Raw genomic sequence first — 9,754 nt, forward strand, 5'->3', positions numbered from 1 at the left:
CTGTGGAGCTGGGGCGGGAGGGGGCGGCCTCGCTCCCCCGCCCGGCGCAGGATGCCCAGGCAGGCTCTCCTGGTCAAATAGTATTTTCGGGGCGGATTGTCCTGCAAAATCAGCGACAAGGAACACCCTGCGTCTCCGCTGGGGGGTGCCGGGCCAGTATTGAGCGTCAAAGACCCGCCACGCCAGGGAGAACGCAGATCCCAGTAAAATTCGCCCAGCAGGTTGCCAGCCCCAGGGGTGAGGTCGAGGGATAAAAACGGCACCGCAGTTAATGCCGATGATCTGCTGGAGGACGAGCTGGAAATCCGCCCCTTTGGGGTATCCGCTGCTGAACACACCGGGCACGTTATGAGCAGAAAGCAATTATGCGTGGTCCCTCTCTAAAAAGCAGAGGAACAGCAGCGTTAAGCACTGTTCCTCTGCACATAATAATTTGGTGAAAGCGGATCATCCAAGGGATGAGAGCCAATCAATGAGTTCGCTGTCCTGTTCCCAGTTAGTGACCGGGGGCAGCCTTAGATGCTCAGTAGCCTTTTCCAACGCAGACCGTTTCGCTTCGTTGTCTGCCCTTGCATAGATTTCAGTAGTCGAAATATCCGCATGGCCGAGAAAATCCTTGATGTAAACAGGATTGACGTTGGCCTGTACAAGATGCATGGCCTTCGTGTGGCGGAGCTTGTGCGGAGAAACATTCAACGGCATATCGGATGAAACACCCTGCGCCATCTCAACGTATTTCCGCAGGATATAGGTAACACCTGACCGCGTCAGTTTTTTTCTGTGAGTATTCCAGAACAAGGGCAAGTCAGAGTGCCGGACAGGATCAATGCGGTTCTCCTCGAAATATACTTTCAGCAGATCAACCGTCTGCTTCATTAGTGGTACGGAGCGTATCTTCCTGCCTTTTCCGTGGAGTGTTATCACAGCGGGAACATCAAGGCGCACATCGCATATACGGATATCAATCAACTCGCTGACACGCGCCGCTGTATCATATAGGACCGTGAGCATGACCATATCTCGCCGTCCTTTTTTCGTAGAGCGGTCAGGCATGGAGAGCAGGAGCTTCAGATTGTCCGCAGTAAGATACTGAGCAGGGGGAGATGCAGCAACTTTTCTGGGGATATTGTGGATCTGGATGCATTGCTCCATGTACCCCGGTTCCTCCGCCATCACATAATCGAAGAAAGCATGGATTGCGCAAAGTCGCTGGTTATAGGTAGACGGCGACGCCCCCCGGGTGTTAGTCAGCCAAAGCAAAAATTCCTCCATGCAGCTCTTTCCCAATGTCGTCAGTTTTAATTTGGCAATGTTGTACCCTTTTACATCCCGACAGAAAGTAAGAAGCAGCTTAAATGTATCCCGGTAGGAACAGATCGTATTGCTGCTCAAATTTCTCTGAACCGGAAGATAGTGCGTTAGATACCGGGTCAGCAGAACGGAGAAGTCAACCGTCTTCATGCAAAACCTCGCTTTCGGGAATCAGATCACCAAACTGTTCTTCCAGCCTTGCGGTAATGTCTGGGTACATTTGGGCAGTTAATTGCAAATAATTCTGCGTCCCTCTAATGCCGGCATGTCCCAGATAGCGGGAGAGTACCGGCAGTGCAGCAGTGAGATCTTCTCCGGAGCGCACCCAGCTATTAAGGCAGTGAACAGCGAAGGTATGGCGGGTATCGTGCGGGCGAGGGCCTCTCCCAGCTCCAAAATATGGAATATTTGCATGGCTGAGAAGGTATTGGAATTGCACTTGAAGCCATGTGGCTCCATAAGCCCCACATTTACCCCGACGCGCTGGACTTGGAAACAGCAACATCTCCCCGGATCGTGGAGAAAGTACCTCCAAATATTTCGTCAGAGCATCGGCGACAGAATCGGAGAATGGCACAATTCGGTTTTTATGAAATTTTGTATCCCGGATCGTAAGCGTATTCTTTGCGAGATCCACATCTCCAACACGCAGCTCTCGCAACTCAGCGGAACGCAGACCACAGTTGAACAGGATACGAAACATAACCGGAAGCTGGTGGTGGCGGAGCGGGTTTTGCTCTGTGGGAGGGATGTAGTCAGCAGCGTTAAGCATCCGCTCAATTTCATCATCTGAAAAGATATATGCCTTGAAATTGCGGATTTGCTTTGGCAGCGAGCGACGTGGAACTTTGTATGCCGTAAAGCCTTTTCGAATCACGAAGTCAAGAAAACCATTGATAGCACTCGCTTCCCTTTGAACGGTGCTGGCCTTTTGGTTCAGCCTGTTGCCAATATGTCCGAGAACATACTCCTTTGTAAACTCCACATTGCCGTCCTCCGGGTTCTCGTAGTCCTGCAGAAATCTTCGGATGCAGTCCCTGTCAGTTTTTCCAACAAAGCCAAGTGCTTGGCGCTCATCCATGTACTGCTCAAGTAATTGTTCCGTCGTCACGACAAATCCTCCTTTCCCCGTAAGATAATGCGCACCTGCGGAGCGCCGGAATATCCACCTTGGTATAGGCAATGGTTGTTTTAGGTGTATCGTGGCCGAGAATATTACTGATCGTCATGAGGGGAACACCATCCTTGAGAAGCGTGCTTGCCACCGTATGGCGCATGGAGTGTGCTACCTTGCGTTTTCGGATTGTCATCCCGGCCTGTCGCATATACCGTTTGATATTTTCGGATAGTGTGGAACTGGAAGCAATCGGCCCATACGGATGGACGTGACGGATGAATACATTGTCGCAATCAGAATCCAGCCTGCCATTTTTCAGATAATCTATGATCGCATCTCCAATCGGAGACAGCAGAGGCAACGCGTTGATTTTTCCGCTTTTTTGCTGTGCGTAGGTAATCACCTTCTTATGCCAGTCGATTTCACGGAACTTCAGCGCGCATATATCTCCCGCCCGCATCCCTAATACCGCTGCCAAAAGGATCATCGCATAATCGCGTTTTCCAACTGCGGTTCTGCGGTTGATCGCAGACAGAAGCTGCCAGATCTCCTCCGGTGTCCATGTCTCTGGGAAAGACTCCTCTACGTAAATCTTTGGTCTTGGCACATCGCCGGACAGATCGTCTTTCAGAACACCGGTCATATAAAGGTAGCGGAAAAAGTCTCGCAAAACACTGCTGATGATGTGGATAGTCGATCTTTTATACCGATACAATGTGGTCATATAATCCGAAACGACCGAAGCCGTGATATCCGGCAAATCTACCTGCCTCCCATCGAGATAACACAGAAATTGCTTCAGCTTTGTACGCTTGACATCAATCGTACCAGCCGCCCCGTTGTTTTTGGCACAGTAACCAAGATAATTCTCCAGTATGCTGGCGTACCTGACCGGCACCCTGTAATCGTGGCGGCTGATTCGCCGGGCGCAGCCGAATTGGTAAATGTCATCCAGGAATCGAATTGTCCTGCGGGTCGTTCGCTGTTTTTCATTAAGCTTGATGGAGGGGTCCGTCATATCCATACCATAACGCTGAAAAAAGTATGTGATCCCCGTATCCGGCCTGTAAATCTGTATCGCATTTTGAACACAGTAGTCAGCAAAATCTCGTAGTTCCCTGCAATGCCAGTAAATTGTCCCCTGTGCGAGTTGGAGTCTTCGCAGTTCTCTATCTGCGATATCCAGCATTTGGTCGACTGTTATCTGCGCTGCATCTACTGACATTCCCATCGCCACCATCACTGTTATTCCGGTACTTGCCGGTATGTCTATGGTAACGGGTTATGCGCAGAATAACCAGTCTGTTATTTATATTTTTTGCCAGATACACTGAAAGATTGGCCATTGACTCTGCATAACATTTTTTAATGCATAATGTCCCTTATGCACTTCAACACATAAGGGACATTCTCCCAGCAGAACCATCTGGGGCGAACAGACTTTCCTGCCCGTCCACGTTGTACGTCCGCATTCCGCATCTCCTTTGTCACCCGGATCTGCTCCAGGAACAGCCCGGATCGCGCGCCGGTCAGACCAGCGCGGGTGCAGGATGCCACGGACAAGTCCTGATTATTCCGATATCGGAATAACCAGGATTATGCCGAGGAAATAGTTATTCCGAAGTAATTGCTGGAAACCCTGTAAATCAGGAGATTTCTGCAAAAACTTCGGAATAACGCACGGTTCCACAATCTTGTATAATGCTGAGTGCAGGCATCAGCCTGACACCAACATCTATAAGGAGGGGCCATGAAACATGTTGAATTTGCTGCGGCTACAGGGTACAAATCAAGTTTAACGTTGCCGCGGGCGCCTATGTTGCGGCAAGACATTTGGAAAAGCATACCCAATGCAGAGCAGCTTGCTGACCCGGAGGACGTTTTTGCCCTGGCATGGAGAACCCATAGAGCGATGTCAGCGCTTGGCCTCTCGGAAAAGACAGTCGAGCAGTACACAAAAGGTGGGTTAGTCATCATCTTAGATCGGCACTATGACGCTGGAACAGATCGATATTCGGATAAAATTCTGGATCGACTCGTCGGCGAGAGACGGCTTCAATATGAGCAGGGGCAAACCACCAGAGCTCTCTACCAGAACTTGCGGAAATCCGCCTATTGGTTGCGGGAAATGCACCGTACAGGCAACATTACAGTGGGGAGGATTCCGAACTGGGGACAGAGGGAACCTGTTGAGCCGTTCCAAACACTTTTGAAAGAATTTAGCGTGAGTGCAGAGCGGACTATGGCAAAGACCTCACTCAAGGTAGCCAGAAGCGCCGTCCGCCGTTTCCTGTTCGAGCTGGAGGATCACGGATTCAGCACGTTATCAGACATCTCCCCAATAAATGTGAACAGATGCGTTACCAGTTTTACTTCACATTATGCCGGTGGGCTGGGTTCCGCAATCTCTTGTGTACGGTTGTTCTTGCATTTTCTGCATGAACGCGGCTTGACGGCAACTGACCTGAGTTTATCCCTTCCAGAACTTGTAGCAGCCAGGAAAATGTTCCACGAAGGCTTTGCCGAAGATGAACTGGATCGGCTGCTTGCACATCCTGATAGGGATACAGCCATTGGAAAACGAGATTATGCCATGATGGTTCTGGCTGCACAGAGTGGTCTGCGGGCCTGTGACGTTGTCCGATTGGAATTGGGCAGCATTAACTGGAGGACAAGAGAGATTTGTCTCACCCAGCACAAAACCGGTGAACCGCTGTCCCTTCCCTTGGAACCCGAAAGTGGAAATGCCATAGCGGATTACATCCTCAATGGCCGTCCGGACACAGCGATTGCAAATATTTTCCTGTGCCATACCGGAGTGACCCGCCCCCTTGATGCACGTTCTGCCAGCGCAGTTATTTCCAGACACATGAAGCAGGCGGGAGTCCCAGCCGAGCGCCGAGCATTTCACGCGCTTCGCCGGACTTTTGGGACGAGATTGCTCCAAAATGAGGTGTCCTTAGAATTGATTCAACAACTCTTGGGGCACAGAGATATGAATTCCATGAAGCCGTATCTGTCCATTGACGAGCAAGGGCTGAAGATGTGCTCGCTGCCACTGCTTTTTCGAGGAGAGGTTGGTGGCCGCAGATGATCTACACCTTTAAAAGCCGCTTTGCCACCCGAATTCAGGAATTTATTGCACAGAAAAACGCATTGGGATTTGGCTATCTGGAATCCTCCCGCCTTTTGAGGGACTTTGACCGCTTTTGTCTGACTTATTTTCCAGATGCAGATTCCTTGACAGAAAATCTCTGCCTTGCCTGGGCAACAAAAAAGGACACGGAAGGGAATAACACCTTTCGCAACCGTATGATGCCAGTGCGTGAGTTTGCCCGGTATTTGAATCGTAATGGAGAGACAGCCTACGTCCTCCCGCCGGACATTGCTCGGAAAGATACGCCGTATGCCCCGTACATCTACACTGAGGCAGAAATTCTGGCAATCTGGGATGTCCTCGACCACTTGATACCACGCAGCGGTTTTCCTGTACGGCAATTTGTGATTCCTGCCATGGTAAAACTACTGTATTGCTGCGGCTTGCGGCCAGCGGAGGCCAGGCGATTGCGTGTTGGAGATGTGGACATGGACAAAGGGCGGCTTAATATTATGGAGAGCAAGCAGCACAGAAGCCGCATTGTTATGATGACAGATGATGTGGCGGAAATGCTCTCAGACTGTAATACTGCTGTCTCTGCCGTTATGCCGGATCGTGAGCCGTTCTTTCCCAACTCTGAGGGCGGCTTTTATGGGAAACGCGGATTGGAAAAAACCTTTCGGCAGACTTTAATGAAAGCCGGCATTGATGGAACTGGACGCCGTTCTCCGCGCCTTTATGATTTTCGCCACACGTTTGCGACCCACCGGCTGTACCATTGGATGTGTGAGGGTAAGGACTTGAATGCTATGCTTCCATACCTGAGTGCGTATATGGGACATGCACAACTCTCTGACACCTACTATTACATTCACCTGGTTCCCGGCTTGATGGAAGAAATGTCCGATTTTGCATTTTCTTCTGCCGAGGTGCTCTTGCCGGAGGTGGAAACCGATGAATGACTTTTTTGACACAGTACGACGCTTCCTGCTGGATTATCTTCCCAAGCAGCGTTGTCTCAGTGTAAATACGGTCCTCTCCTACAAACAGACACTGAACCTTTTTGTTTCTTATATGCAGGATGAGCGGGATGTTACAGCTACAAAACTGACCTTCTCTCGTATTGACCGGGATGTGATCCTTGGGTTCCTGACTTGGCTGGAAACCGCGCGAAAATGTAGTGCCAGTACCAGAAACCAGCGTTTGATGGCGCTGCGTTCCTTTCTGGAGTTTGCGGGACAAATGGATTGTACACAGATGGCGTTGTACCTTTCTGCCTGCAATATTCCCTCAAAAGAGTCACATGGCCGAATCGTTGAGTTTTTGACAGAACCATCATTGGCTGCGCTGCTTCAGCAACCTGACCCATCTAAGCCTAAAGATTTGCGGAATCTGGTATTTATGATCCTCATGTACGATACTGCCGCCCGGTGCAGTGAGCTCCTCGATATGAAAGTTTGTGATTTGCGGCTTGATGCAAAACACCCAATTGCGTATCTGCACGGGAAAGGGCGCAAAATCCGCACAGTTCCCCTTCTCGGCAAGACAGTTCAGCATTGCAAGCAATATCTGCACAAGTTCCATCCGACCGCAGATTACCATAGCGAAGCGCCACTTTTCTTTACTGTGATTCATGGGACACAGCAAAAAATGTCTCCTGATACGGTAGCTGCATTTTTTGCAAAATACGGAAGTATGGCAAAGAATGTTTGCCCGGAAGTCCCAGAGCATATCCATCCGCACATGATGCGGCACACACGGGCGATGCATTTATACCAGTCCGGAATGCCCATGGTGCTCCTCGCTCAATATCTTGGTCACACGCAGATTGAAACAACGATGATCTATGCTCATGCAGATACCGAGATGAAACGTGCCGCAATTCAGAAGGCTGATGCTGTCCGCAAGACCAAACCCATACCTAATGAAATTTGGGCTGATAACGAGGAAATGATTTTGAAGTTGTCTGGCCTGCGCTGATCTGGTTGTCATTATATGCCCATTACGTTATTCCGAAGTTTTTGCAGAAATCTCCTGATTTACAGGGTTTCCAGCAATTACTTCGGAATAACTATTTCCTCGGCATAATCCTGGCACGGGCTGCCCCCGCAGATGATATCCACCGGCGGCAGCTTCGCCCCGTCCAGTCTGGTGATGTCCCCAACGTGGAGCATCTCCGGGAAATGATGCTTCGTTACCTGGATGGGGAATGGCTCAATCTCGCTGGCCCACAGCGGAGTGATGCCCTGACGCACGGCGGCCAGCGGGAAGCCGCCAATGCCGTCAAACAAACTTCCGAGGGTAAGGGTCATCTTACCGCCTGGACAATGGTGCGGGTGGTATTGACAGCGGCCTGGGCAGTGTAGACGGCGCTCATGATATTGGCTCTGGTGGTGGTGTCCAGGCCGAAGGCCCCGGCGATGCGGGGCACCTCTCCGGCGGCCAGCATGAGGCCAAGCCCTAAGAGGGCCTTTTCGCTGAATACCATGAGCCCCGCCACCAGGATGGTGGCCTGGAGGAACGCCGTCAGGCACAGGCCGATGACCTGCTTGCACCACTGGGTGAAGCCGTCCGTGTAGCCCCGGGGTATGGAGAACATGTACAGGGAGCCCACGGCAATCTGGATGAGCAGGATGCCGCCTCTTTTGAGATTGCTGAAAAACACCTTGATCACCGCATAGGCCATGAGGATCATGGCAAAGAGAAGCATGATGGGGTTGGTGCCCAGGCCCCATTTGGCCTGGGCCGCGATGTCCAGCAGACCGGCGCCCTCCATATCCGCCAGGATCTCTGAGCCCAGCTCTCCGATGCTCTTTCCCGCCCCTGTAATCTCCATGGCGAAGGTGCCCTGGAGAGAGACGGAGAGGGCGTACAGCCGGACGGGCACGGTGGTGAATAGGCTGACGGCGAAGAAGCCCTTGATGGCGTTGAGAGCGGGCTGCTGGAGGCTGCCCCGGCCGGAGGCGTATTCGATGCCGCATTCGAAGGCGGACACCACTACACTGACGGCAAACAGGGCCCAGCCCAGCTGGGAGAAGAAGCGCACCACCGACTGTACCCAGGAAAGGTCGAACAGCTCCACCCCCATGTCGCCCATCTGGGCAAAGAAGGAGCCCAGGAAGCCCACCATCTGGCTGTAGAACCAGTCCAGGATAGACTCCATCACCGGGTTGGCCGCAAAGTCCCAAATAAAAATAACGGCTCACCGCTTTCTCATAGGCTCTGGCCAGAGAGCCCAGACCCCCTGCTTTGTTCCGGGGCCGGACTTTTGTAATCACTGCCCCATTGGGTCTCCCGCGCCTCCGGCGTCCATTCTGTCCAGACGGAACGGCCCGAATATTTTTTGACCAGACGAGGCAGAAAGCTGCGGCCGTCCTCAGCCCTGTGCATGACGCCCACCCCATCGCCATACTGGATTTCCGCGTGCATTGCATCCAGCAGGCCCGTGTCCAGCGTGCAGAGGGAATCGGGCAGGAACCACTCCCCCGTGCGCTCACGGTAGACGTCATCGGCCACATAGGAAAACGCCTCCAGGGTACATTTCCGCCCGATATCGAGTTCTGCAAGGGAATCCGGGCATCGGAGCGCGGACAGGTAGACCTCCTTCCCCTGCGAAATCAGCCAGGCGCGGAAATAAGCAAAGCTGTCATCCGAGCAGAACCTCTTGATCAGGGTCGCAGCCTCCCACAGCCCCGGCATATAGGCAATGGAGCGGTACTCCATCATGATGCCATTAAACTGGCCCAGCTCCTCGTCTGAACATGCAGACAACTCCCTTTTCACTGCCTGAAGAAATTGTCTGTCATCCTGGCCTGCCGCCTGGCGGCAGCGGCCGATCAGGTTCCAAAATTCATGCTGATTCAAATGCTTTCCCTCCTTCAGATACCCACGATGTTCCAAATGTAATTGGGCGCCAACAACACAAAGATTAAGCAGACGAAAAGGATGGCGGGTCCCGTCCACTCAAACTGGCCATGTTTGCGATAATCAAAATACGCCATCGCGAGTTTGACAAAAAAGGCGATGGCAAGCACCAGGCTCAGCGCGGGGAACACCACGGTGTCCACCACGGTCTTGATCTGGCCGGCGGCATCTGTCCAGGTCTGCTCCACGGCGTCCGCCACGTTGCCGGCGGAGGAGGATGCGAAGGCTGGAACCACGCACAGGGCGGCCACCACCAGGGCCAGGAGCAGGATCCGGACGCCCTTTTTTCTGATACTCATTCATGA

9 protein-coding genes and 1 pseudogene are annotated in these 9,754 nt (G+C 52.1%); 3 read left to right on the forward strand and 7 right to left on the reverse strand.

The genetic code is table 11. The annotated features are described in order from the left end of the window. Positions 1-447: 447 nt before the first annotated feature. From B5E42_RS09120 to B5E42_RS09130, 3 genes are read right to left on the reverse strand one after another with little or no spacing between them, the layout of a single operon-like run. Positions 448-1,461, reverse strand: a complete 1,014-nt coding sequence (locus B5E42_RS09120) for a site-specific integrase (RefSeq protein WP_087238873.1) — start codon at positions 1,459-1,461, stop codon at positions 448-450. After that, entirely contained in the window at positions 1,448-2,422 is a 975-nt protein-coding gene (locus B5E42_RS09125) for a tyrosine-type recombinase/integrase (RefSeq protein WP_087238875.1), read from the reverse strand. The genes B5E42_RS09120 and B5E42_RS09125 overlap by 14 nt, the downstream gene beginning before the upstream one ends. Then, positions 2,400-3,653, reverse strand: coding sequence for a site-specific integrase (locus B5E42_RS09130; protein WP_162613954.1), 1,254 nt, complete (start codon positions 3,651-3,653; stop codon positions 2,400-2,402). Before B5E42_RS09130 ends, B5E42_RS09125 begins: the two co-directional genes overlap by 23 nt. Positions 3,654-4,178: 525 nt before the next feature. On the opposite strand from B5E42_RS09130, the gene B5E42_RS09140 reads away from it, so the two are divergent. From B5E42_RS09140 to B5E42_RS09150, 3 genes are read left to right on the forward strand one after another with little or no spacing between them, the layout of a single operon-like run. Beyond that, positions 4,179-5,522, forward strand: coding sequence for a site-specific integrase (locus B5E42_RS09140; protein WP_087238879.1), 1,344 nt, complete (start codon positions 4,179-4,181; stop codon positions 5,520-5,522). Next, positions 5,519-6,487, forward strand: a complete 969-nt coding sequence (locus B5E42_RS09145) for a tyrosine-type recombinase/integrase (protein WP_087238881.1) — start codon at positions 5,519-5,521, stop codon at positions 6,485-6,487. Before B5E42_RS09140 ends, B5E42_RS09145 begins: the two co-directional genes overlap by 4 nt. After that, positions 6,480-7,505 (forward strand): tyrosine-type recombinase/integrase, encoded by a 1,026-nt coding sequence (locus B5E42_RS09150; RefSeq protein ID WP_087238883.1) that lies wholly within the window; start codon positions 6,480-6,482, stop codon positions 7,503-7,505. The genes B5E42_RS09145 and B5E42_RS09150 overlap by 8 nt, the downstream gene beginning before the upstream one ends. 107 nt (positions 7,506-7,612) lie before the next feature. On the opposite strand, the pseudogene B5E42_RS09155 reads toward B5E42_RS09150, so the two are convergent. The 4 genes and pseudogenes from B5E42_RS09155 to B5E42_RS09170 form a co-directional block, all read right to left on the reverse strand. After that, positions 7,613-7,837: pseudogene (locus tag B5E42_RS09155) on the reverse strand (DNA cytosine methyltransferase); the annotation flags it as partial. Further along, positions 7,834-8,721, reverse strand: coding sequence for a conjugal transfer protein TrbL family protein (locus tag B5E42_RS09160; protein WP_087238887.1), 888 nt, complete (start codon positions 8,719-8,721; stop codon positions 7,834-7,836). The pseudogene B5E42_RS09155 and the gene B5E42_RS09160, both read right to left, overlap by 4 nt. Positions 8,722-8,738: 17 nt before the next feature. After that, positions 8,739-9,389 carry a DUF4240 domain-containing protein gene (locus tag B5E42_RS09165; RefSeq protein WP_087238890.1) on the reverse strand — a complete coding sequence of 217 codons (651 nt, stop codon included), beginning with the start codon at positions 9,387-9,389 and terminating at the stop codon, positions 8,739-8,741. A 14-nt stretch (positions 9,390-9,403) separates the two neighbouring features. After that, complete coding sequence (locus B5E42_RS09170; RefSeq protein ID WP_087238892.1) at positions 9,404-9,748, reverse strand: DUF3852 domain-containing protein; 345 nt, start codon at positions 9,746-9,748, stop codon at positions 9,404-9,406. Between the last annotated feature and the right edge of the window lie 6 nt (positions 9,749-9,754).

This window comes from Flavonifractor sp. An10, assembly GCF_002161215.1.
GTDB classification, from domain to species: Bacteria; Bacillota; Clostridia; order Oscillospirales; family Oscillospiraceae; genus Flavonifractor; species Flavonifractor avistercoris.